The 22,749-nt window shown below is 42.3% G+C and carries 21 protein-coding genes; 4 read left to right on the top strand and 17 right to left on the bottom strand.

What is annotated here, in order from left to right:
* Nucleotides 1–23 precede the first annotated feature (23 nt).
* The gene (locus tag BM200_RS20100) at nucleotides 24–1,742 is read right to left on the bottom strand and encodes an ABC transporter ATP-binding protein (protein WP_091188429.1); all 1,719 of its coding nucleotides are present in this window, start codon (nucleotides 1,740–1,742) and stop codon (nucleotides 24–26) included.
* Nucleotides 1,743–1,848: 106 nt separating this feature from the next.
* A complete protein-coding gene (locus BM200_RS20105) occupies nucleotides 1,849–2,766 on the bottom strand; it encodes a tyrosine-type recombinase/integrase (protein ID WP_091188430.1) in 918 nt (305 codons plus the stop codon).
* A 169-nt stretch (nucleotides 2,767–2,935) separates the two neighbouring features.
* Between BM200_RS20105 and BM200_RS20110 the strand changes: the two genes are divergently transcribed.
* A complete protein-coding gene (locus BM200_RS20110) occupies nucleotides 2,936–3,139 on the top strand; it encodes a cold-shock protein (protein ID WP_091188431.1) in 204 nt (67 codons plus the stop codon).
* Nucleotides 3,140–3,252: 113 nt separating this feature from the next.
* The gene (locus BM200_RS20115) at nucleotides 3,253–3,525 is read left to right on the top strand and encodes an HU family DNA-binding protein (protein ID WP_091188432.1); all 273 of its coding nucleotides are present in this window, start codon (nucleotides 3,253–3,255) and stop codon (nucleotides 3,523–3,525) included.
* Nucleotides 3,526–3,991: 466 nt separating this feature from the next.
* On the opposite strand, the gene infC is transcribed toward BM200_RS20115, so the two are convergent.
* Both infC and BM200_RS20125 read right to left on the bottom strand, forming a co-directional pair.
* Entirely contained in the window at nucleotides 3,992–4,480 is a 489-nt protein-coding gene (infC, locus tag BM200_RS20120; protein ID WP_091188433.1) for a translation initiation factor IF-3, read from the bottom strand.
* Between the two features lie 29 nt (nucleotides 4,481–4,509).
* The gene (locus tag BM200_RS20125) at nucleotides 4,510–5,904 is read right to left on the bottom strand and encodes an MATE family efflux transporter (RefSeq protein ID WP_091188434.1); all 1,395 of its coding nucleotides are present in this window, start codon (nucleotides 5,902–5,904) and stop codon (nucleotides 4,510–4,512) included.
* Nucleotides 5,905–6,088: 184 nt separating this feature from the next.
* On the opposite strand from BM200_RS20125, the gene BM200_RS20130 reads away from it, so the two are divergent.
* Nucleotides 6,089–6,970: a helix-turn-helix transcriptional regulator gene (locus BM200_RS20130; protein WP_091188435.1), complete on the top strand. Its 882-nt coding sequence runs from the start codon at nucleotides 6,089–6,091 to the stop codon at nucleotides 6,968–6,970.
* Between the two features lie 13 nt (nucleotides 6,971–6,983).
* Here BM200_RS20130 and BM200_RS20135 read toward each other — a convergent pair whose 3' ends face one another.
* Nucleotides 6,984–8,429, bottom strand: coding sequence for a nicotinate phosphoribosyltransferase (locus BM200_RS20135; protein ID WP_091188436.1), 1,446 nt, complete (start codon nucleotides 8,427–8,429; stop codon nucleotides 6,984–6,986).
* Between the two features lie 110 nt (nucleotides 8,430–8,539).
* Complete coding sequence (locus BM200_RS20140; protein ID WP_091188437.1) at nucleotides 8,540–9,082, bottom strand: VanZ family protein; 543 nt, start codon at nucleotides 9,080–9,082, stop codon at nucleotides 8,540–8,542.
* Nucleotides 9,083–9,387: 305 nt separating this feature from the next.
* Here BM200_RS20140 and BM200_RS30655 point away from each other — a divergent pair, with 305 nt between their 5' ends.
* Nucleotides 9,388–9,519 carry a hypothetical protein gene (locus tag BM200_RS30655; protein WP_281248409.1) on the top strand — a complete coding sequence of 44 codons (132 nt, stop codon included), beginning with the start codon at nucleotides 9,388–9,390 and terminating at the stop codon, nucleotides 9,517–9,519.
* Between the two features lie 61 nt (nucleotides 9,520–9,580).
* Here BM200_RS30655 and BM200_RS20145 read toward each other — a convergent pair whose 3' ends face one another.
* The 11 genes from BM200_RS20145 to BM200_RS20195 are packed head-to-tail and all read right to left on the bottom strand — an operon-like array spanning nucleotide 9,581 to nucleotide 22,719.
* Entirely contained in the window at nucleotides 9,581–10,522 is a 942-nt protein-coding gene (locus BM200_RS20145) for a stalk domain-containing protein (RefSeq protein ID WP_091188438.1), read from the bottom strand.
* 13 nt (nucleotides 10,523–10,535) lie between these two features.
* A complete protein-coding gene (locus BM200_RS20150) occupies nucleotides 10,536–11,588 on the bottom strand; it encodes a hypothetical protein (RefSeq protein WP_091188439.1) in 1,053 nt (350 codons plus the stop codon).
* 24 nt (nucleotides 11,589–11,612) lie between these two features.
* Nucleotides 11,613–12,950 carry a UDP-glucose dehydrogenase family protein gene (locus tag BM200_RS20155; RefSeq protein WP_091188440.1) on the bottom strand — a complete coding sequence of 446 codons (1,338 nt, stop codon included), beginning with the start codon at nucleotides 12,948–12,950 and terminating at the stop codon, nucleotides 11,613–11,615.
* A gap of 2 nt (nucleotides 12,951–12,952) precedes the next feature.
* Complete coding sequence (locus BM200_RS20160) at nucleotides 12,953–14,041, bottom strand: glycosyltransferase family protein (RefSeq protein ID WP_091188441.1); 1,089 nt, start codon at nucleotides 14,039–14,041, stop codon at nucleotides 12,953–12,955.
* On the bottom strand, nucleotides 14,041–15,417 hold the full coding sequence (locus BM200_RS20165) for a sugar phosphate nucleotidyltransferase (protein ID WP_091188442.1): 1,377 nt from the start codon (nucleotides 15,415–15,417) through the stop codon (nucleotides 14,041–14,043). Before BM200_RS20165 ends, BM200_RS20160 begins: the two co-directional genes overlap by 1 nt.
* A gap of 31 nt (nucleotides 15,418–15,448) precedes the next feature.
* The gene (locus BM200_RS20170) at nucleotides 15,449–16,693 is read right to left on the bottom strand and encodes a hypothetical protein (RefSeq protein ID WP_091188443.1); all 1,245 of its coding nucleotides are present in this window, start codon (nucleotides 16,691–16,693) and stop codon (nucleotides 15,449–15,451) included.
* Nucleotides 16,694–16,745: 52 nt separating this feature from the next.
* Nucleotides 16,746–17,882: a glycosyltransferase gene (locus tag BM200_RS20175; protein WP_091188444.1), complete on the bottom strand. Its 1,137-nt coding sequence runs from the start codon at nucleotides 17,880–17,882 to the stop codon at nucleotides 16,746–16,748.
* Between the two features lie 46 nt (nucleotides 17,883–17,928).
* The gene (locus tag BM200_RS20180) at nucleotides 17,929–19,371 is read right to left on the bottom strand and encodes a flippase (protein ID WP_091188445.1); all 1,443 of its coding nucleotides are present in this window, start codon (nucleotides 19,369–19,371) and stop codon (nucleotides 17,929–17,931) included.
* Nucleotides 19,372–19,407: 36 nt separating this feature from the next.
* Nucleotides 19,408–20,622, bottom strand: a complete 1,215-nt coding sequence (locus BM200_RS20185) for a glycosyltransferase family 4 protein (protein ID WP_091188446.1) — start codon at nucleotides 20,620–20,622, stop codon at nucleotides 19,408–19,410.
* A gap of 21 nt (nucleotides 20,623–20,643) precedes the next feature.
* Nucleotides 20,644–21,786: a glycosyltransferase family 4 protein gene (locus BM200_RS20190; protein ID WP_091188447.1), complete on the bottom strand. Its 1,143-nt coding sequence runs from the start codon at nucleotides 21,784–21,786 to the stop codon at nucleotides 20,644–20,646.
* A 21-nt stretch (nucleotides 21,787–21,807) separates the two neighbouring features.
* Nucleotides 21,808–22,719: a glycosyltransferase family 2 protein gene (locus tag BM200_RS20195; RefSeq protein ID WP_217649577.1), complete on the bottom strand. Its 912-nt coding sequence runs from the start codon at nucleotides 22,717–22,719 to the stop codon at nucleotides 21,808–21,810.
* Nucleotides 22,720–22,749 lie beyond the last annotated feature (30 nt).

Genomic DNA, 22,749 nt, shown 5'->3' on the forward strand with positions numbered 1-22,749 from the left:
CTTCAAATACGATTTCATAATACCTATGAAGCTCCAAATTGCGCCTGATGCAGGCGGCTGTAGACGCCTCCGGTTGCAACAAGCTCCTCATGGCGGCCTTCCTCGGTAATGCCGTTCTCCGTCACCACTACGATGCGGTCGGCATTCTTGATTGTCGCCAGACGATGCGCGATAACCAGCGTTGTCCGGCCCGCGGACAGCTCAGCGAGCGACTGCTGAATCGCCTGCTCGGTCTCTGTATCGAGAGCCGAGGTCGCCTCATCCAGGATGAGGATCGGCGGGTTCTTCAGGAACATGCGGGCAATCGCCATCCGCTGCTTCTGGCCGCCGGACAGCTTCACGCCCCGCTCCCCGACTACGGTATCAAGACCGTCCGGCTGGGAATGAATGAACTCTTCCAGTCTTGCACGGCGCGCGGCCTCCATGATGTCGGCATCCGATGCGCCAAGCTTACCGTAAGCAATGTTCTCGCGGATCGTACCGGCGAACAGGAATACATCCTGCTGCACAATCCCGATCTGCTTGCGGAGCGATTCCAGCTTCAGATCGCGAATGTCGTGGCCATCGACCGAGATGCCGCCACCGCTTACTTCATAGAAGCGCGGCAGCAGACTGCATAGCGTTGTTTTGCCGGCACCGGATGGGCCAACGAACGCTACCGTCTCCCCTGCCTTGATCGACAAGCTAATATTCTCGAGAACCTTCGCTTCGCCTTCATAACCAAACGTCACATTGCGGTACACAATATCGCCATGCAGACGGTCAACTTCCTTCGCATCAGGCGCGTCCGCTACATCCGGCTCGGTCTCGAGCAGCTCCACATAACGGCGGAAGCCCGCGATACCACGCGGATAGCTTTCAATAACGGCATTAATCTTCTCAATCGGCTTGAAGAAAATATTCGTCATCAGGACAAATGCAACGAATTCCCCGTACAGCAGCTGGCCGTCGATAACGAACCACGTACCGGCGAGCAAGACGAACAGCGTAACGAGTCTCATCAGCATGTAGGTGATGGACGAGTTCATTCCGATGATTTTGTACGAGATCAGCTTCGCCAGACGGAACCGGCTATTGTTCTGTTCGAACAGCTTGCTCTCATGCTTCTCGTTCGAGAAAGCCTGAACGACGCGGATACCGCCAACCGTATCTTCCACGCGGGCATTGAAGTCGGCCATATCGCCGAAGAGGCGGTCGGCAGCCTTTGTCATTTTTCCATTGAAATAGAGCACCAGCAGAATAATAACCGGTACAACAATAAACGTCATGATCGTAAGCGGCAAATTAATGTACGCCATAATGCCAAACGCGCCAATCAGCGTCATCACGGCAATGAACATATCCTCCGGCCCATGATGCGCGACTTCCCCGATCTCGAACAGGTCATTGGTCATACGCGAGATCAGATGTCCGGTCTTCGTATTATCGAAGAAGCGGAAGCTCAGCTTCTGTACATGATCGAACAGCTTCTTGCGCATATCCGTCTCGATATTAATGCCAAGCATATGCCCCCAATACGTCACGACAAAGGACAGGAACGTATTCAGCAGGTAGACGGCGAGCAGAACCGCGCATGCACCAACGATATACTTCAGATTCCCTTCCGGAAGAAGCGTATCAATGACATGGCTGACCGCCAGCGGGAAGCATAGTTCCAGAACGGCAAGGATAACCGCACAACAGAAGTCCAGCAGGAACAGCTTACGATAAGGCCTATAGTATGCAAAAAACTTCTTAAGCATTAGAGGCACTCCTTTATTCTAAAAATATAAGTAAGTATAGGTGTCTATATACTGGGGTCCGCCAACATTTTAACGAAAATATACGCTAAGCATCGTTCTCATCCCCTTATTGCAAAGCTGTTTTTTCTACTTCCGATTGCAGATCCGAACGAGTCGTCTTTACGTAATTCATCGTTGTGTCCAGTCTATCGTGTCCCATAATTTGCGCCAGGCGGTGCAACGGGGTGTTTGCTGCCATCACATAACCGAACCGGTGCCGTAGATCGTGAGCGCTCAAACCTTCGAGCTGCGCCGATTTCATGTATTTTTGAATCGCATGGCGTAAAGCTCGTTCGGTTAATCGATCGCCAGTTTTCTCCGATGGAAACAGATAAGGACTATCTGAAGGAAGGACTGTGAGATATTTTTCTAAAGCAGCTCTGCAGGTAGCGTTCAAAGGTACTTCCCGCTGTTTATTCCGTTTTCCAGATCGAACCGTTAACTGACCGTCGTGTTTACCGATTTGAATATCTTCGAGAGCCAGATCGCATACTTCCATTGTTCGTAAGCCGGTGTGAAGCATCACGATAATAATCGTCTGATCCCGAATGGAACCGCCGTGCTCTGCCGCAGCGATCAATGCAGCTTCTTCTTTGTCTGTCATCTGCCTGGGACTTACCTTTTCTTCCGGAAGCAATTTGACCGGCTTCGCAGGGTCGCGGCGAATCTTTGATTCCAACAAGGCCCATTCGAAAAAACGTTTCAGGGTTATAAGCCGCCGGTTAATGGTCGCCGGTTTCAATTCCATTACCTTTTGAGTGGCTTCCCGGTATCTTGTTAATGTTGGAGTAGTCACTTCTTCAATTCGAAATATCACTTCATCCTCTTGGTCGCCGGATGTCTCAAACCAACCGATGAAGTGTTTCAGATCGCTTGCGTATTCCTTTAGCGTTTTGGGATTCAAATCTTCGTTGGTAGTGAGAGCGTGAATGAAGTCGTGAATCGTCTGCTCCCCCTGTTTAGAAATCCCGGTCGTTCCACTCATTAGTGAGACCTCCAAATATTGACTTACATTAGCGGACATGGTACTCTTATATTAATCAATACATTAGCGGACATCAAGTACGAATTCTGAATATGCCTAATAACCGCTAATCTTAATTAGTGGCCATTGATATGATTGTGTTTAATAATTTAATTTTTGGAGGAATCCTATGCAAACAGGTACAGTTAAATGGTTTAATGCTGAAAAAGGCTTCGGTTTTATCGAGATTGAAGATGGTAACGATGTATTCGTTCATTTCAGCGCGATTGAGGGTGATGGTTACAAGTCGTTGGATGAAGGTCAACGCGTCCAGTTCAATGTAGCCCAAGGCAATCGTGGACCACAGGCTGAAAATGTTTCTAAACTTTATTAAATCTTTAGAGCTGCCCTAAACATGGGTAGCTTTTTGTTTATTCCTGCTTTTACATCCATGCACGAGGACTGTCATTTAAGTAATTAAAACAAATATAAGCGGAGGTATCCTAAATGAACAAAGAACAATTGATCGAAGATGTGGCTAAATCTAGTGGATTTTCAAAAAAGAATGCTGAAAAAGCAGTAACACATGTGCTGGACTCGATTTTTGAAGCACTAAAGCAAGGCAAAGAAGTTCAGCTAGTTGGCTTCGGAAAATTTAATGTCCGTAATCGTGAAGCGCGCCTGGGAAGAAGCCGCATAACCGGTGAAGAGGTGGAACTTCCGGCAGGTAAAGTTCCTGTTTTCACGGCAGGAATCACTCTGAAAAAAGCTTTAAATTAAGCTTAATATCACCAAATGCTAATATAAAATAAAGATGTTACAACATCAGAAAAGCGGTTTTTTATAAGTACACATGATTCGAACGTTAGTGTCGTATTTTCTACCATGGATGACATTATTAATTTTTACACCAAACAGAATTTGCAGAGAAAAGCAGCCAACCTGAGCAATTTAAAGAATGATACAAGCAAGGAAAGGGATGATTTATCATTATTTACAACCGACCAGTAAGGACAATTAAGAAGAGTTCGTGGTTGATAATGATTTCCTGCGTTGTTTCTTCATTTTTCTTCACTGTTTGGGGGGGATGCCTTTTGTTTGGCTGTCTCCTTTACTTAGCCTTTTCGAATCGAAAGGTCAGAAGCCACTTGGTGAGTTTGGGGTTTCGGGGTCTCAAAGGATAAACAAATGGCAGATCGTAGTTTCTTGCGATCTGCCTTATTTCATTGCCTGTTTCAGTAAACAATTATACAGGGTTTACCTGTACCGCAGCCTGCTTGCCGCTCAGCTGAATTCCTGACTGTTTGGTGCCATAAGACTTGAGGTCGGTAAGCAGCTGTTCCAGCAGTTCCTTCGCCTTCGCTCCCTCTTTGCCTTGAATCCGAATCACGAGCTGAACCGCGTTGCCGGATTCGAGCAGCTTCACGGCCTGTCGCTGCTTCGTCTCATAATCATGCTGCTCGATATCGACGCTAAGCCGGAGCTCCTTCACTTTCGTCGGCTGATCTTTCAATCTCTCCTCGCGCTTCTGCTGACTAGCCTGTTGCTTCGCGCCACCGCGAATAATCAGCTTGCATGGCGGCGGGCTGCTCATCAGTGATTCGCATACGAGATCCACCTTCAGCTGCTTCGCCATAGCAAGCGCTTCATCTCTCGACACGATCCCAAGGTCTTCACCGTCAAGACCGGTGAGACGCACCTCGGCTGCTTTTATTTTCTCATTCATAATCAACATAAATCCTGTAACCCCCGTCTACTGTCTCTTTAAATCTCTAATGTGGCGCCTTTGCTGCCGCTGCTGCTGTGCGGTCCGGAAGACCTTTTCTGCTCTTCTTTCTTTATAAACTGCTTCTGTCTCCAACGTCTCAGCACCCATAAGCCGCGAATGTATTCATCTAATATCATACACGCATAAATGCCGACGAGCCCCCACCCCAGAGTTATACCAAATATATAAGAAAGAATAGTTGCGATCAAGGTCATGGAAGTGATGGAGGTCCACATGACAAAGCGCGTATCCCCAACAGCATTCAGCGCGTTGCCAATGCCCATGTTCAGCATCTTGCCCGGCTGCAGCAACAGGTTCATCCCCAGCAGCGATACGCCCATCGCGATAATCTCCGGATTATCGGTAAAGATCTTCAGCAGCTTCCCGCCGATCAGATACAGCACCAGCGCATTCACCGTCACGATCGCAAGTCCAATCCATAACGCGCGGTAGGAGTTTTTGTAAGCCTCCTGCACTTTGCCCGCCCCATACAAATGAGCGATCTGAATCTGAAGCGCAAGCGCCAGCGAATAACCAAGCATGAAGCAGAACGATTCCAATGTATTCATGTACGTGCGTGCCGACAGCTCAATTGCGCCAAGCTTCGCAATGTACGTATAGATGAGCAGCTGAGAGAAGACCCAGCAGGACATATTAATGCCAAGCGGCCAGCCAATCTTCAAGATTTCCTTAAACAGCTTATTATCGTACAGCTTGAAGTCACGGAGCGTAATCTGACGCTCGAAGGCACCAAGGAACATCATCAGGAGCACAACAACCGCAAGCAGGCGGCTGATGTCCGTCGAGATCGCAACCCCTCTAAGCCCCCACTCCGGAAACCCGAATTTGCCGAAAATAAACGCATAGTTCATCCCGACATGAATGATATTCATGCCAATCGCGGTATACATCGGTCCTTTCGTATTGCCCGTATTCCGAATCGCATTGCTGAGTGCGGCCATCACCGCAACGAGTACCATTCCGCCGCCAACAATGGAGATATAAGTCTTGGCAAGCGACATTAGTTCATCCGGCAGCTGGAACGCGGAAGCAATCTGTCCGGGGAATAGATATAAGGGCACGCTGATCACAAGCCCAATGATTGCGCTGATTTTTACGGACATAATCGCGATTGTTCTTGCATCCTCTTGCCTCTGTGAACCAATTCGCTGCGCAATGAGAATACCCGCCCCGCTCGCCACCGTCATGAACAGAGTCATCAGGGCGCTGAACAGCTGCGTCGAGAATCCAACTACCGCAACCGCATCGTCCGAGATTTTGCTCACCTGAAGGGTATCGGCTGCCCCTAACAGAAATTGCAGAAACAACTCAATAAATATCGGCCATGCAAGCATCCATAGCGAAAACTTGTTTCGTTCACGCTTTTGCATTTTATAATCCTCCCGAGCGTACACCTGATGCAGCCGATTAATCAAGGTAACGGCAACCCAATACGCCTCTATAATAGTGATGTCAATTTCATATTATAGATGCTATACTTCGGATATTGTATCAGTTTTACAACCGAAACTTTCAAAATTCAAACCTCCGCTAGGAGTACAAAAAGGTGCCTATATGACCCTGTTTCACTTTACTGTTCCGCCACTTCCGCATTATATTGCTTCGGGCTACACAAAAGCTTCTGCCGGGTTCAAGCACCCGAGCCGTTACCGGATTGGAGTATTCGATCTGCTGGTTGTCACAGAGGGCTGTCTCTTTATGGGGGAAGGCGATGCCACGTTCGAGGTACGGGCTGGCGAGGCTTTAATTCTGGGGCCGGACAATCATCACTACGCGACAAAAGAATGCGAAGAGCCCTCCGCCTATTACTGGCTTCACTTCCAGACAACAGGACGGTGGGCGGCTTCAGAGGAATATGCTCCCCGAATTATTCAGGGCAGGGAGCCGCATGGATTAAATCCCCAAATTTTCACTACGCAAACCTTCATTAAGCAGGTACCGCAATACACCCGGCTGCTGCAGCCGGCCAAGATGATCGAGCAGATTCAGCAGCTGATGGAGCTTGGCCACGGCAACCATCTAGGCAGCGTCTCCTGGAAGCAGCAGGTGCTGTTCCAGGAGATCATCGAGCAGCTGTCCGCCTCCATCGAGATGCAGGGCTCAACGCCAACCGCCCATTGCGCAGAGCTTGCGGCCTCCTACTTAAGGAAGCATTACCGCGAGGATATTAAGGCGCAGGAGCTTGGCGAGAGCATTAACTTCCATCCGGTCTACATCGCCAGATGCATGCAGAAGGAATTCGGCTGCTCGCCCTTCGACTTCCTGCTGCGGTTCCGCATCCAGCAGTCGAAGCTGCTGCTCCTGCAGACGAACTATACGATCTCGCGGGTGGCCGAAGAGGTCGGCTTCAACTCCGCCGCCTATTTCACCTCCTGCTTCGCCAAATACGAAGGCATAAGCCCGCGCAAATACCGGCAGCGCTTCTCGCACGGTTGACGCTAGCGACGAACTACTGCTGATGGGCCTTAATCAGGTCCATCTTCAACTGCCAGGCTTTCTCGCTCAGATGAACCGGATACAGGTCCGGATTCAGCTTGCGGAGCAGCTCCGGCCGGAACAAGCGAAGCTGTCCCTCATGGAAGCTGCGAATCTGCTCCAGAGGCGGGAGCTTGTACACAATCTCGCCTTGTTCCACGATCGGCTTCAATAATGGTACTGCCTCATAATTCTCAATGTAACGATGAATATACGGATGCACCGGATCAAACAGCTTGATCCGCTCGCCCCGCTGTACATCCGTCTCCTCATGCAGGGTCATATAATCCGCCTCTGCAAGTCCCGTCTCCTTGTTCATAATCCGGTAGACGTCCTTCTTGCCGGGAGCGGATACCTTCTCGGGATTACCCGAGATCTTGATGACCGGTATGTACTCTCCGCTGCATTTGCGGGCGGTCAGCTTGTACACGCCGCCAAGCGACGGCTGATCGGCTGCGGTAATCAGCTGCGTGCCGACGCCCCATGTATCAATCTTGGCGCCCTGCGCCTTCAGATTAAAGATCAGCGTCTCATCCAGGTCGTTCGAAGCCACAATCTTTGCATCCTGCAGACCTGCCGCATCAAGCAGCTTGCGCGCTTCCTTGGACAGGTAAGCAAGGTCACCGCTGTCGAGCCGAATCCCGCCAAGCCGCTTGCCGATACTCTCCAGATAGCGGGCTGTCTTAATCGCATTCGGCACCCCGCTTCTGAGCGTATCGTACGTATCCACGAGCAGCGTTACCCCATCCGGCAATGCCTTGGCATACGCGAGGAAGGCTTCCTCCTCGGATTCATGCCCCTGCACCCAGGAGTGGGCATGCGTCCCTTTTGTCGGAATGCCAAACAACATGCCGGCATGCATATTGGATGTCGCATGGAAGCCTGCCAGGTAAGCCGCACGCGCTCCCCATACCGCGGCATCCGCCTCCTGTGCCCGCCTTGTTCCGAACTCCAGCAGGATGTCTCCGGCTGCTACCTGCTTGATCCGCGAAGCTTTAGTCGCGATCAGTGTCTGGTAGTTCATGAAGTTCAGCAGCGCCGTCTCCACCAGCTGCGTCTCGAAGATGGTTCCTTCCACCCGGACAATCGGTTCATTAGGGAACACAAGCGAGCCCTCTTCTACGGCATATATCGTCCCCTTGAAGCGGAACTGCCGGAGGAGCTCCAGATAGGCCGGATCATAATCCTCCTCCTGCTTGGCAAGGAAAGCAAGCTCTTCTTCTCCGAACGATAGATGCCGGATGTATTCCACAATTCGCTCGAGCCCGGCGAAGACCGCATAACCGTTGCCAAACGGCAGCTTGCGGAAGAACGCCTCGAACACCGCGCCTTCTTCTGCCGTACCATTCTTCCAATGGGCATACATCATATTAATCTGATATTTATCGGTATGAAGCGTTAAGTTATTAGCACCATTCACTGCTCTTGTACACACTCCCCAAGTAAAATCTTTATTCACAGCATAACCATTTCCGGCAAAAACAACAGCCCTCCGCTTCAATCAGCGAAAGGCTGCTGTACATACGACCATTAGAATTTGCGGACAAACCGGTATTCCGTCCGGCGCCGTCGTCTGCGCTCAAACCAATAATTAATGAGGATGCAGACGATCAGACCGATGCAGGCTCCCGTCAAATCCACAAGGACATCCATCGGATTCCCCGTCCGCCCCACCTTGCTCAGCTGATTCCTCTCATCCATCGCGGCCGCTCCGCCCGTTAAGATGAGTGCCATAATTACCGGCAGCACCATCTGCCTGCGGGCCATCAAATTACGGATCAGCATATACAGTGCAGCTGCCAGTACCGCGTACATGAACAAGTGAGCCCCTTTACGGAAGAAGAACTCGACGAAACCGTAAGGATCCTCCTTGGCAACAACCGTGCTGCCATGGTATGTCACCGAAGTATCCGGAAGCTTCTCCGCCAATTCCTCTTTGGACACCCATTTATTTAACGTCGGTTTGATCGACTGTTGATTATACGATTCAGATGACAATGAAAATATGAAAAAAATCCAACAAAATACGACAAAAAACCATATTATAGAAAACTTTTTATCTTTTTTCGGCATTATTCTTCAACACTCCTTCGACACTATCCGCTACGCCCTATTTCTTTCTCTGGTCTGTTATTGTATCAGATCTATGAAGGAAATGGAAATCTACCGATAAACTCCCGAAAAACAAGACTAAGGTAATGTAAATTTGAGCAAAAAGTCCTATAAACTACTGTTTTTTTCATCCATTCTTTGGTATTATAAAAGCACGAGAAAACAATGAGATAATTGTTAAGCTCATGCTTACGAAGCATGAACAATCACGAATGTCCTTGAATACGGCCATTTGTGTGATAATTCATTTTAGGAGGTTATGCGGAATGGCTGGTTACTTAATGTTCTCCGAGGTTTGGACACCCTTCAAGATGGTAGGCTTTCGATTATTCAAAGACGAGAACGGCGCCTATTGGTACAAATACAGAAACAACAAGCGATCGCGGCTATTCAGATAATCTTCCGTTACATAAATAAAGACACCCCCGGCAGCCAAGCTGCCGGGGGTGTCTTGCATGATTACGACAATCCTTTGACGATATCCATGCCTGCTTTCATATCGGCTTCGAATTGAGCTTTAAATGCAGCAATGATCTCCGTGCTGTATCCATACTTGGTAAGCTCTGCAGTCGTATCTTCAACAATCTTATTGAAGTCGGCCGTACATTGATCAACCATTTGATTAGCTTCTTGCTTAATTCTCTCTTTTGTAGCCGCATCACCAGTCAAATATGGATTAATCATAGCCTGAAGTGTTGCTGCGCAGTTTGCTTCAAGAGCATTTAGCTTGGCTGTAGCAGCCGATTCAATTGATTCTTTTGTTGGCTTTGCAGGTTCAACCGGATCCGTACCTCCGCCAGTACCTGTAGAGCCATTACCCGTGCCGTTGTTTCCGCCAGCTTGGGCAGCTTTGTAAGCTTCCGATTCGCCTGTAATGCTGCTAGTTTTCTGATCCCACTTAATATCGGTTCCTACCGCTTCAGACATGAAGCGAAGAGGAACATAAATGCTGTTATTGATCGAATAGAGAGATTGACCTGCAGGAAGAGCCTTCGACTGTCCATCGAATACAAGCGTAGCTTGAACCGGCTTAATCGCAATACTCTTTCCAGCTGCAGGCTGTTGACCGCCGGCTGCTGCACCGGCCAGCAGCTTCACAAGAGCTTCCTTCTCCAGAGCTGTAGGCTCCGATACCATTACTTTAGAAGTTTTTTGATCCCACTTCACCGACTTCTGCAGTGCATACGAGATGAAACGAATTGGAATATAAGTGCGGTTCTGATAAATGAAAGCATATTGTCCGTCCGGCAACGTAAGCGTTTGTCCGTCGAACTTCAGACTAACCGCTTGTGTCTTAATCGTTACCGAACTGGATGCTGCTGCACCGGCCGTAAGCGGTAAAACGGTACATAAAGCGATAATTAGCAACATGAGTGTGTAATGGCGTAAACTTTTCATCATTTTGATTCTCCTCTTATTTATTGTTATTTATAGCTTTGGCAATGGCGCTGATTGCGGATGATCGTACGGCTTGCTTACTTGCCTCATACTTAGCATTCCAATCCGGCATTGCACTGCTATCAATACCTGCGTCAGCATAACTAGAGGCCGCTTGACTCACAATGCCCTGGAACGCTGCATCACATGAGCCCTCGGCCTCCATGACTTTCCCTAGATATTTATTTTGAAGATTCTCTAGCGTAACACCGTCTGCACTGCCGACGATCTGTGCAAGAATAGAATTACTCTTCGCTTGGCAAGTGCCGGAGAGCGACGCCAGTTGCCCTTCCGTCTTGGAGTCAATCGATTGTTTGACTTGCTTCAGGTCGGTAGTGAGCTCTGGTGTCGGTTCTTTCTCTGGCTCAGCAGGTTTATCGTCCTGCTTGGTGTCAGTGTTAGCAGGCTTTTCATCCGTCTTGGTACCGGTATCGGTTGGCTTTGTTGAACCATTGGATTGCTGGTTCATCTTTTTCCAGGCTTCATTATTCTCCTTCATCTTTTCCGGATCTCTTTCGCCAACCCATTCAATTGGGTAATTTGGGTTTAGAATATTGAGCCCTATACCATATTGTTTCGTGATTGATTTCAACAATTCTATCTCTTCATCAGAGAGTTTGGACAATAAGATATCTCGAATTTTCTGTTTCTCCTCAACAGGCAGATCTGTTGTTGCATTACCTTGCAGATAAGAGATCTGTTTCAAGCTAAGGCCAGAATTAAGGAGGATCGCTGCCACATCGAGTGCGTCTGCACTGTCGATCTTCTCTCCTCCAATTAACTGGCTTGCTTTCTCAACAGGTTTTTCGATAATCGCAGGCAGCTTAGACTCCGGTTGCTTTTCACCAGAGTCCGCAGCTAGATCACTGCTATGACGGGAAGCAATATCTTTGATATCAATGGACTTAATGTAATAGTATGTGACTCCCGTAAAGATCAAAGCGACTATAACAAAAAATGAAGCGGTACCTAGTAACCACTTCATCCACGGCTTCAGCTTCTTTTTGGTTTTCTTCTGTGGCGTTTCCATGTTGTCTCCTGTCTGTTTATAAATTTAAAAAGAAAGAATAGGGTTCGTCTCTTTTACACCATTATTCATCTTCGGTCTGCCGATTGAGTAATAGGCGAAAGGCGTTGCTTCCAATTCTTCTTCGCGATAAATATTCCGGCCATCGATTAAGTTCGGCGTCTTCAGCCATTTCTGAATATCGGATAGCGGGATATTAATAAACTCCTTCCACTCCGTAAGAATACAAAGAGCATCCGCACTTTCAGCAGCTTCTTGAGCCGATGAACAGTACTCCACCTCAGAGCGGTTAAAGGTTCTTTCGAAGTTATTCGAAGCAATAGGATCGTAGGCTTTAACCTGTGCCCCCCGCTCCAATAACGTCTCAATAATCTCAAAGGCAGGAGCATCACGTACATCATCCGTTTCCGGCTTAAAGGCTAAGCCCCAAATACCGATGGTCCGGCCAGCAACATCCCCCAGCAATTCATCCAGCTTCCGAATGACATTAAAGCGCTGATCACGATTGACTTCAACCACAGATTTCAACAGCTTGAAATCATAATCCATCTGTCCTGCAATCTGAATAAGAGCTTGAGTATCTTTCGGGAAGCAGGATCCTCCATAACCAATACCCGCCTTTAGGAATGACGAGCCGATACGCCGGTCCATCCCCATCCCTTTAGCCACTTCCTCTACATCTGCTCCTACCTTTTCGCAGATATTGGCGATCTCATTAATGAAGGAGATTTTAGTAGCCAGGAAAGCATTGGAAGCATATTTAATCATCTCAGAGCTTCGTACATCGGTGATTGTAATTTGATCGGTTAATGGACGATGCAGCTCAGTCAGCATCTCTGCTGCCCGATCACTCGCAGTCCCGATAATAATCCGATCCGGATTCATCGTATCCCGTACGGCCGTCCCTTCCCGGAGGAATTCAGGGACAGAAGCAAAATCAAATGAGGCTTCAGCAAAGTTACGTATAATATCTGCAACCTTCTCGTTTGTTCCGACAGGTACCGTACTTTTCACCACAACAACTTTATAGTCATTAATGGCACGACCAATCTCTTCAGCCGCTTGCTCAATATAGGCCAAGTTAGCCTTTCCATCTGGTAAGGATGGTGTACCAACCGCAATAATAATAATCTCAGAGGCACTCACCGCAGCGGCTAAATCCGTTGTAAAGGACAGCCTGCCTGCTGCCGTGTTGCTTGCGATCAGTTCCTTAAGGTCTGGTTCATGAATAGGAACTTCACCATTATTCAACAACTCAATCTTCGATTTGGCATTGTCTACACAGATGACCTCATTGCCTAGTTCGGAGAAGCATACCCCAGAGACTAAGCCAACATACCCGGTACCGATTACCGCCAGTTTCATCCTCATCCACTCCCTACAATTTGTTTGAGATAGTCAGCAATATGAGCTGCCTCAATCCGTTGCTGACCATCTACAAATAACTGCTCTCTATCTATAACCTCATGCATATTGCCTTCAAGTAATTGCTCCCACTCTACTATCCAATAGGGATGACGATTCCGAAGAGCTCGAATCGTATGCTCATCCTCCTTCATCTTGCTTCGATGAAGCAGAAGTAGAGGCTTCTGAAGGGCTACCGCTTCACCAACCGTACTCCATCCAGGCTTGCTAATGACAATATCCGATGATGCAACATAATTCTGCGACTCCGTATAGGAAGCAGGAATAGCCACAATATTCTTATGCTTCACCTTCATGTTGCTCGACACAATATAAAGGCACGCATCATCATCCCATAGCTTTAATGCCGCCAGATCTTGTACATTTATACTCATTCCAATGCCGAAATAGACGACTCTCTTTTGTTTATCAGGATTAATGGTCTGCAGGATCTTCCTTACTTCCTGATGCTCGACTTCCCTGCTGAAGAAGTTCGCCTGCAAGGTTCCTCTAATGCCCCAGTCCGGTTCAACGGCACCTTCCAAACGGACAAAATAATCCATTGCAGCATAGGCTGCAAACAACGGCTGCAAGGCAGGTTTATCGATCATTTCCAAATACGCGGTATGCCAGGTGAAATTAGATATCCCTACCGATGTTACTTTTGCCTGACTTGCAGCTACAAAGGCAATTGGTGAAATATCTGAAATTACAAGATTCACCTCGGCAGTGTGAAGAAAATCGGCTTCCTTCGCTGCTTCATGAGGTAAGCTCTCAACATATTTGTGATACTTCGTTCTGAAGGCAGGGATGTCCGGTTCAATGCTACCTTCCTGAAGAACATAACCAACATCTGAGGCACACCGATGGTACTGGATAACTTCCTGATAACCCCATAGAGAAGCTCGCATAAAGTTCAATATCTTTTCTGAAGAACATAAAATGATACGATAAACTTCTTCCCCGTCTCGAAGCAGAGCACGGATAACAGCAATGCTTCGAGTAGCATGACCATAACCGTAGTCCGAAATATAATAAGCGATCGTCTTCATTATCTTATCGAGACATTAAGGCAATGTTCGGACATCTCCGACCATGTCGTGTACAACTCCATTACCTTATCCTCATCCGAATATCCGCTATGAACGACGATCATTTCCATATCTGTAACTGCTTTCAGACCATGTAAAGTCTTCATAGGAATATGCAGCACATTGCCGGCTTTTACTTTCATAGGAACCCCGTTTTGAACGAACTCTCCTTCACCTTTGACAACCGTCCATACCTCTTCACGGTTCAGGTGCATGAGATAACTAAAGTTTCTGCCTGCTTTCACTGCAACCCGTTTCGTGATTACCGTACGGCCATCTTCGTACCGCTCATCATCCAAGATGCGTACCCAGCCCCATTCTCTTTCCTCGAACATTGGGCCCTGGTCATAGTTAATGAAATCTTTAATCCGCGGGCTTGCACTCTTATCTGTCACAAGAATACCGTCTGGACTAACCGCTACAACAACATTAGATACCCCAAGTACAGTAACTGGAATTTCAAGTTCATTGACTAGATGCGTATTGATAGAGTCCTCGCTAATGGTACCTCTGCCAATCTGATTCTGTCCCATCTCTTCCGTTAACGTATTCCAAGTACCTAGATCCTTCCAATAACCGTCATAAGGAACAACAACAATGTTATTGGTCTTCTCAACAACTTCATAGTCGAAACTAATCTTCGGCAACTCATGATACTGCTCCACAAGCTGATCATATTGAAGCGGATACCCTTTCTCTTTCAGAATATTAATGAGGTATCCGAGCTTGAAGGAGAATACTCCACAGTTCCATAATGCTTGTTGCTCAATTAAACCAGCAGCAGCCTCTTCTGAGGGCTTTTCTTGAAAATGACTAACTCTTAGGACACCATTAAGGTCTGCCTGCTCACGTTCAGGAATGATATAGCCATATTTTGCAGATGGATAGGTTGGCCTCACCCCAATCAAAGCCAGGTCAGCCTGCGTCTTTTGAATAGTAGCCTCTAGCTGTTTTACGGCATAAAAAAAGTGGCCCTCTACATAAGGGTCCACTGGTAAGATCGCTATCACTTCATCTAAATCCACATTGGCGACAGAATATAAATAAGATGCAGTTAAGGCAATGGCCGGGAACGTATCTCTACGTTCAGGCTCAATAATAAGCGGTACGGTCGGTCCGATCTGATTATGCATCATCTCGATCTGAGCCTTGCCTGTCGCGATATAGCTGGAATCTTCTAAACCACTTTCACTGATTTGCCCCCATACTCGTTGCACCATCGATACGAGTTCTTGATCTTCGTTCTCTAGTACTTTCAAGAATTGTTTAGACCGGGCATCGTTAGATAACGGCCAAAGCCGTTTTCCTGATCCTCCCGAAAGAAGGACTAGTTTCATTAATATTCCCCCGGAGTTATTATTAGTTTCTTCAACTTATGTTTAGTCTTAAGTTTGATTCAAGATGATTATCCATACTATAAAAACTATTCGCTCGTTCTTGCCCTTCTTTAATTCCTGCAAAAATCAGAATTAAAAACATACAGGTAAAAATAGTAGGCTCACTCGCAAAAAATAAGAATACAACAAAAAGTTTCAGCATATAATCAACATTTCCAACAGACATCTTTCTAATAGAATAACAATAAATCAAAAGTATTGTACCTCCGCCCAGCAAACCAAATTGAGACAATACAGAAAGAATACCGTTTGTTGCATCAGTTATTCCGGTTCCGTTTAAATAAGAATTATTCTGAAAACCTATTCCTAGAATAGGATCTGTAGAAATGGTTTCATAAAACAATGGTATCTCACTACTCCGGGCAGTATATGATGCATTATCTGCGGAAAATTTATTTGAGATTATACCCATTTTGTTCTCAGCAATAACCAACGTTAATAAAACAATAAGTAGTAAACTCACTGTTTTAAAGTTTAAATTTTGCAGTATTATTCTTCTTGATTTAATAATAACAATAAGTCCACATGCTATTATTCCAGATGTTGATACAGTAGTGATAATAGCCGCTATAAATACAAGTATTTTCAATCTAGACATTTTTGAAGATAAACTTTCCTTCTCAAATATCCATAAAATAGCTAGATTAAGAAATACTGCGAACATACCACCTTCATGAAAAGGTCCAAAATTCCTTATGGTGTAGTTATCTAATGGGAAATTAAAAACTAACATATATCTAGTTGTATGATCCCAATAGGTTATGGGTTTAATAAATTGAAATACAATTGATGGATTAAAAACAAATATACTAAAGCAAATCAGACTAATAATAGCTATTATAAAGATTATATTTATGTAGTATTTTTTTAACTTTTCAAAATCAATAATTTGAGCGACAATAAAACAACTAATAATTTTCATAACTAAACCCAAATGCCCGTTAATATTTTTACTATATACCATTAAATTAATTAAGACTATTAACAATAAGGTAATACAAATTAGCACATTGACTTTATTAAATGTTTTATTTTTTATCAACACAAGAAATATAATAGATAATATTAAGAAAGCAACGATGCTTTGTGAAAACCAGATATATGAAAATTGAATAGTACCTGAAAGTCCAATTAATACTAAACATATAATTAACGTTATGCTTGGCTTAAAATTTGTTTGTTTTATAATATTCTGGGCGTAATAACTATCCTTCATAGTAGCTCCCTTCTTATTATGGTGATTTGATGAAATCATGAGAAAATAATGCTTATGTGAGAATTCTCATAATCTTTTCTCCAATATTTCGAGGAAGGTTATCTTCACTTAGTTTCTTGGCAACTAGTTTCATATCTAATCGATCTAAATTCTCTAGTGAATTTTTAATCACATCCGCCAATAACTTTGGATCGTCATTTTGATAATAATAAAAAGCATCACCAGCAAAATCTTTAATGTCTGCCACTTCAGATGATATTATCAAATTACCCGTTGCCATATATTCAAATATTTTTGATGGAAAGGAACTGTTACCAAACTGATGTTGACTTAGTTGGCTTTGAATCAATATATCAGCATCAAGCATATATCGAATCACACTTTCATAATCAATAAATCCTTTAAAATCAATTCTTGGATCATTTACTGTAATTTTTCCTTTCCCAGTGATAATTAGTCTAAAATCGTTTGATATATATTTTAAACTATCCAGAAGTATATCAATGCCTCTCTCTTTATCAAGTCCACCACCATAAAAAATAATAGGCCGTGACCTTTCACTTTTTTTATGCCCTTCTCTCTTTAGAAATAAATTTTCATCAGTAACACCCCTTACTACAACGCATGGAACTGTCTGCTGTTTAGCTAATAGAGAATTAACTGTGATTGCGGTTGAAATATTTTTGGACACTACTTTTTCTGTTAGCCTCATTAATAACCTTTTAAACCCTTTAACTGAATCAATATTTGAGTAACCATCCTCATATTCAATTGTAATTGGAATATTTAAAATTTTTTTTGCCAACCACGCAGCCCATGCGACTTCCGGCTTGTAGTTATAAAAAATTATATTATTAATAGGCCTTATTTTATTTTCTTTACGAGTCTCTAGAAACATAAATATTATAGATACCATAGTGCTCAATATTGGAACATCCCAAATTGAACAATAAACTACATTAATTACATTTGATTTTTCTTCCACCCTTTTGTACCATTTAAAGCTTTTAGAATTTACAAGTCCGCTCGATAATACCTTAACATGAGCCCCCACTGCTTCTAATGACTTTTTTATTCCTATTATTTTATTATTTGCTGGTTGAGAGTAAATATTCTGACTGTTTCGAGATTTAGCAATATTAACTGACATATAATTATTCAAATATAAGATATTTTTGTTCATCTGCATGTTTTATTCCTCAATTCATTAAAAAGATGACTTATTCTCCGTTTTATTAATTATGTTCGGAGTTCTTTTTTATTCTCTTTCTAACCCACTTAACCATTTCCAAATACATCTCATCTTTTGCAAAAAAACAAAGTATTAAATATGCAGCTGCACCTACTAGTATTTGAATAATTGTTGTTATAATGGTCGGTGCCATTCTGTATGAGATAATAAATACAATGAAGCACATCCCCACCGAGTAGAAAAAATAATTCCTACAACTTTTTAACAAATTATTAATTGGTATTTGTTTATTTAAATATACATATTGAATCAATATTGTTATGTAACTCGAAACTAATGTAGCGATTGCTGCCCCTAAATATCCCCAGATCGGAATTAGTATTATATTAATTACGAAGTTAAAAATTGCTGTAGTAGTGTATGCCACAGTTAAAATTTTTGTTTGATTGGTGGCTGTAAAGTACTGTCTACCTGAAATCCCCTCTAATGAATAGGCAATAATGATTGGGCTAATAATCATAATCCCATAAATAACTGGTAAAAAATCATCCCCTAAATACCAAGGAACTAAGCTCTTTGCAATTACGATTAATCCAAATGTCATCGGAAAAGCTAGAAATACGGAAAATTTGCCCGATTTAATCAGATAATCTTGAACTTTTTGATTATTTCCTTTACTGTATTCATTTGCTATTCGTGGCATCATTACAGTACTTAAGGCAGTAATTAATGTTAAGATAACTGTTACGATTTTTTCAGCATTATCATAATATGATAATTGACTTGTTTCTTTTGTAAAGTACTCAATCATTACCTTACCAAGTTGTAAGTATAGTAGCGTTGCAACCATAGGTAAGAATAATTTCAATGATCCCTTTAGATGCAATACAATATTATTAATTTTAATTTTTGGCTTCTCTACATATATCCTCAACTGAGTAAATGCGAGTAAATTTGATACAAGAACCGATAGCCCTAAAATTAATAAATAAATCCCGACATCATTGCTATTTTTAACAAATAAGAATATTCCTATTGTGCTGATAATTTTAGTTACTGCATTTTTTATAACAGCAACCTTCATATCCTCAAGCCCAACAAAAATCCATGTGCAATCAATATACTGTGCTAAAAGATAAAGATAGTATATTAAAAAGTAGATTGTATAAGTCTTATACATTATTGCAATAATAATAAAAATACATGTTCCTACAAGTGTCAAAATTATTCTTAAAAACATGATCTCCCAAAAGGTTTGACTCATTTTTGAACGATTATCACGCTCATAAGCAATTTGCCTATTTCCATAGCTATAGATACCAAGTAAAGTTAAGATACTAATAATATAAGTAACAGAATTAACGTAACTATATATACCTTGATTCGAAGCTCCCAATACTCTTGCAAGATAAGGGGCAGTAATAACGGGAACAAGCATTGCGAAAACTTGGTACAATATATTATATATATAATTTTTAACTATCATTTTTCTCTCCTGGTATCTATGTCTAATGGACGTGTATCATAACTTTTCAAGTTCTAAGTAAATTTTTTCGATCTCATTTTCGTATCGCTTCCAAGTATAGTTTTGAACGTTTTGAAATGCTTTTTCACCCATTTTTTTTAATACTTCACGCTCTTTGTTCAGATATTTAATATAGTTCACTAAAGCATTAACATCCCCATTTGGATGCACGTATCCATCTTCTCCATGTACAATAACCCCCTTCCCTCCATCGGCTACAATACATGGCAAACCATAAGTCATCGCTTCAAGGGTTACCATACCAAACCCTTCGAATAGAGCTTCAAAGACAAATATATCATGTGCACAATACTGCTTATACATTTCAACATGGGGGACACTTTCAATATATTTTGCGTTGGAGAGATTTCTTACTGCATTAACTAGAACTTTATCTTGCTCAAAAGTAGGCTTTCCTATAAACGTAAATTCAATATTTTCACCTACTAATTGCTTCGCTGCCTCAATTATATACTGTACACCTTTAGTAAGATTAAACGCGCCTACATAAAGAATTCTTAAAGCATCTGTAGTCTTTTTATGCTTTATCCTATTTTTTATCTCATCAATATTACTATTTGAAATAATTGAACCATACGGAATTAAACGTAATTTTTCTTCATTTACATATGGCAGTAATGAATTATAAGTGGCCTGTGATGCTACGATAATAATATTGGACATTTTAATATTTTCAATTTGTTTTTCAATCATTTCATCAGGGAATTTAACATCAGCATATTCCTTTGGATAATTAAACTTAACTATCTCCTCCATTAGTTTTTCTTTTTGGTAACTAGCGAAAGGTTGAATATGCTCATATACTATAATTTTTTTTTGCTCGTACGCCCAGCGGACTGTTTCATTTAAGTAGTCCTGTAAAACGTGAATAACTTCATTCTGTTTTATAAATTTTTTGCTCCAGCGTTGAAAACCCTTAAAATAGAGACTCTTGAATTTTGTAGGTATAAACTTATTAAGTAAATATAACCCCTTTACAAGTAACGAGGTTTTAATAGAATCACTGATTTGTTTATCTTCGTATCCCTCAATTTTCTTTTTATGCTTTGACTTTAGAACTAATTTATCTAAAATATCGTCTTTATAATAGTATCCATAAACTCCAATTACTTTGTTTGTGTATTGAGCAATTCCTTTTAAAGAGTAATATGAGTGATGCTTATATGGATGAAATAAAGCAACCTTTTTCATTTTTACTCCTCCATATGATTATTAGCTTAATAGATCAGCATAACCTTTTATATTTAATCTTTTTCCATTTATTAAATGATCTTTAATATAGTCCTGATTCTTTTTAGTAAAATCGGAGAATTGTTCTTCAGTTAACGCAATTAAATCGTTAATTATTTTTATAAATCCATTTTTATTTGATAAGTACTCCATAGTAGATGCTATTTTCTCATAGCTATCCCATGGAGTCACTCCTTTACTTAAAACTACTAAACAGTTATTCGCCATAGACTCAACAATTACATGACCATAATTCTCCCCTAATGTAGGGAATAAAAATGCATGATAATTACTAAAAATATTGCCGATTTCTGAGTGAGGGGCTTCCCCCTTATAAGAAACCTTTACATTTTCGGGCATATCTTTTATCAGTTTGTTACAATCTTCCCAATATAATTTATCTTCCAATGGTCCAAAAATATCAAAAGTTACTATTCCTGATTTAATCTCTTTTAATACCTCTAGTGCAAACTTTAGATTTTTCTTAGGAAATATTCTTGAAACGAACACCAGTCGAAGTTCACCTCTATTTTTCGAAAGAGAGGAATTTACCGGGATATAGTTTGAAGTAAGGTTTGAAACATTGCATATTTCTGCTGCATTAAACTTTTTCTTTATATCATTCATTTCTAAGTCACTTGTAGCATGCCAATTTAAATTTTTATAAAGGCCGAATAACTTACTTAAGTAGATATAAGTATACTTTTTAAACTTTTTATTTTCACTTCCACCCGTAAAATCTCCTCGTGGAGTAAGGATAGTCTTTTTGTCCTTTAACTTACCTAACCTTCTTAATATAAGTGGCTTTATTGTAAAAACAGGTGAATAAAAGCCATTAAAATAGATCGTATCATAGTCAATTGAATTAAGTATCTTTTGAAAACCAGATAAGTTTTGAAGCTCAGGACTCATGTAAAACACCTTCGCTGGACCTACCTGGTTCCATTCATTTACCTTTATCTCACTATAGGGGTGTTCTTCTTTGTGATCTCGGTCAGCTGTTAAAACATAAAATTCAAATTGATCTTTTAAATTTTCAATCATGTTTACACATGATTGAATAGGGCCTCCCCCTTTATAACCAGGAAGATACTGCCCGTTTAAAACTAAAACTTTTTTTGGCATTATATATCCACCCTTTTAGGACTAGGACTTTAATTCCCCTTGCACTCCCAATTTTCTATCAAACTTCTCACACTCAAACATCTTAGCGTCCACTAAGAACCTATACCAATATGCTTGCAAGAAGTGAAAAATCCTTCCTTCAGGGCCATCAAGGAAACCTAGCTTTATGTAGTACCTATAAATAAAGTAAAGATGGGCTCTAAAGAATTTGGGCATACCATAGTACCCTTTGTTTTTAACTACCCTCTTCATTTTTGCTTGCTTTGTAAGCTTACCTTGCTGTGCAGAATCATTTAACAAAGTTGTTGCGTTAGTCTTTTGATAATCAAGGACTTCTCGATTGCTATACCAATTATGTTTGTTAGTCCACCACTCAAGATCCTTTGTATTGTTATCAATCAGATCATACTTAAACTCAATAGATTTACCTTCAAGTAAAACCATGTGTTCATCCATAATTTTTTGCTCACAAGCTGCTTTTCCTGTTCGGAATATTCGAAGTAAAAGTTCCGGATAACGGCCACCGTGTTTAATCCAGCGCCCCATGAAATAAACTCTTCTTCGAAGAACAACTCCATTAACATCTCGAGCCAAGTCCATCAACTTATTGTTTATCTCATCTGCTAAATCTTCCATTAACTCCTCATCTGCATCTATACGCATTGACCATTCAGTATTTATATTTGTATTTGCAAATCCCCAGTTTAATTGGGTAGCATGATCAACAAACTCATTTTGATAAAAATCCAGTTTACTACCGATTAGCTGAAGCTCGGCATCTAAGACTCTGCAAAGATGTTCTGTACCATCCGTACTATAGCTATCAACAATAACAAAACGTTTAGCAATGCCACGAAACGATTCTATACACTTTCTTAAATTGCTCTCTTCATTTTTAGTGATAATTACAACCGTAAGATCTACCATTGTCATTTCCTTTCCACTACGTTTAATGTAAGTGGG

The organism is Paenibacillus catalpae (genome assembly GCF_900112695.1).
Classification (GTDB): domain Bacteria; phylum Bacillota; class Bacilli; order Paenibacillales; family Paenibacillaceae; genus Pristimantibacillus; species Pristimantibacillus catalpae.

Bases quoted from the DNA above. Each gene is read 5' to 3' on its own strand.
- infC (WP_091188433.1), bottom strand. From the start codon at position 4,480: ATGTTGATTATGAATGAGAAAATAAAAGCAGCCGAGGTGCGTCTCACC.
- BM200_RS20105 (WP_091188430.1), bottom strand. From the start codon at position 2,766: ATGAGTGGAACGACCGGGATTTCTAAACAGGGGGAGCAGACGATTCAC.
- BM200_RS20185 (WP_091188446.1), bottom strand. From the start codon at position 20,622: ATGAAAAAGGTTGCTTTATTTCATCCATATAAGCATCACTCATATTAC.
- BM200_RS20150 (WP_091188439.1), bottom strand. From the start codon at position 11,588: ATGGAAACGCCACAGAAGAAAACCAAAAAGAAGCTGAAGCCGTGGATG.
- BM200_RS20175 (WP_091188444.1), bottom strand. From the start codon at position 17,882: ATGCAGATGAACAAAAATATCTTATATTTGAATAATTATATGTCAGTT.
- BM200_RS20115 (WP_091188432.1), top strand. From the start codon at position 3,253: ATGAACAAAGAACAATTGATCGAAGATGTGGCTAAATCTAGTGGATTT.
- BM200_RS20110 (WP_091188431.1), top strand. From the start codon at position 2,936: ATGCAAACAGGTACAGTTAAATGGTTTAATGCTGAAAAAGGCTTCGGT.
- BM200_RS20130 (WP_091188435.1), top strand. From the start codon at position 6,089: ATGACCCTGTTTCACTTTACTGTTCCGCCACTTCCGCATTATATTGCT.
- BM200_RS30655 (WP_281248409.1), top strand. From the start codon at position 9,388: ATGGCTGGTTACTTAATGTTCTCCGAGGTTTGGACACCCTTCAAGATG.
- BM200_RS20155 (WP_091188440.1), bottom strand. From the start codon at position 12,950: ATGAAACTGGCGGTAATCGGTACCGGGTATGTTGGCTTAGTCTCTGGG.
- BM200_RS20180 (WP_091188445.1), bottom strand. From the start codon at position 19,371: ATGATAGTTAAAAATTATATATATAATATATTGTACCAAGTTTTCGCA.
- BM200_RS20165 (WP_091188442.1), bottom strand. From the start codon at position 15,417: ATGAAACTAGTCCTTCTTTCGGGAGGATCAGGAAAACGGCTTTGGCCG.
- BM200_RS20145 (WP_091188438.1), bottom strand. From the start codon at position 10,522: ATGATGAAAAGTTTACGCCATTACACACTCATGTTGCTAATTATCGCT.
- BM200_RS20160 (WP_091188441.1), bottom strand. From the start codon at position 14,041: ATGAAGACGATCGCTTATTATATTTCGGACTACGGTTATGGTCATGCT.
- BM200_RS20195 (WP_217649577.1), bottom strand. From the start codon at position 22,719: ATGACAATGGTAGATCTTACGGTTGTAATTATCACTAAAAATGAAGAG.
- BM200_RS20170 (WP_091188443.1), bottom strand. From the start codon at position 16,693: ATGAAGGATAGTTATTACGCCCAGAATATTATAAAACAAACAAATTTT.
- BM200_RS20125 (WP_091188434.1), bottom strand. From the start codon at position 5,904: ATGCAAAAGCGTGAACGAAACAAGTTTTCGCTATGGATGCTTGCATGG.
- BM200_RS20190 (WP_091188447.1), bottom strand. From the start codon at position 21,786: ATGCCAAAAAAAGTTTTAGTTTTAAACGGGCAGTATCTTCCTGGTTAT.
- BM200_RS20100 (WP_091188429.1), bottom strand. From the start codon at position 1,742: ATGCTTAAGAAGTTTTTTGCATACTATAGGCCTTATCGTAAGCTGTTC.
- BM200_RS20140 (WP_091188437.1), bottom strand. From the start codon at position 9,082: ATGCCGAAAAAAGATAAAAAGTTTTCTATAATATGGTTTTTTGTCGTA.